Source organism: Companilactobacillus sp. FL22-3 (assembly GCF_054881455.1).
In genome coordinates this window covers 1-609 of the sequence record NZ_JBTYYZ010000036.1, presented here as the reverse complement: position 1 = coordinate 609, position 609 = coordinate 1, and the positions used below count along the sequence as shown (strand labels likewise).

Here is a 609-nt window from a genome sequence, read left to right as displayed (position 1 = left end):
GTAGCGGGACTGGCAGGACTAGTGGGCTTAATTTTTATTGCGATCCCACCCTATGGTCTGATCTTAGTCCTGATAAAAATAGTGATTGTTGTCTTAGCCATGACGATTGTCATGGCTATTTTAACAATTAGGCCAGTTGCGGCGCGGAAGAATATTAAGGTGCGGGATAACTTTAAGTTGAAACGCCGCTATGCCAATGGTCAGAAACTGTTTTATTTAAAACCGAAGAAGCGAGGTGAACTAAATGCGTTTGAAGAAGAGCAAAACCGCCAATAAATCAGTGAAGCTCGATTGGGATTACCAACCGCCTAAAATCAATGGTGGCAAAGAGACCATTGATGACATGAGCTTGGTGGTGGGTATGTATGGTAACTACGAAGTTACCAAAACGGGTAATCTCGTTGGCATTTTGGAAGTTAGTGGGATCAACCTGGATCTACTTAATGAAACCGAACAACAGGACGTTTTTGAGGACTATGGCGCGTTTCTCATGAGTACCTTAGGTGAAGGCGTTGATGACACATTACAGTTCTTAGAACCGACGATTCCCGTCAATATGACGGCTTATCTCAATGGTCTCAAACGGCGGTATCTCGCCTTACAAAAAGA

At 43.5% G+C, this 609-nt stretch carries 1 protein-coding gene and 1 pseudogene; both read left to right on the top strand.

The genetic code is table 11. From position 1 onward, the window contains the following. Positions 1–276: conjugal transfer protein (locus ACYT32_RS12375; protein ID WP_461793477.1), on the top strand; the 276-nt coding region annotated here is incomplete at its 5' end. After that, positions 245–609: pseudogene (locus ACYT32_RS12370) on the top strand (TrsD/TraD family conjugative transfer protein); the annotation flags it as partial. The gene ACYT32_RS12375 and the pseudogene ACYT32_RS12370, both read left to right, overlap by 32 nt.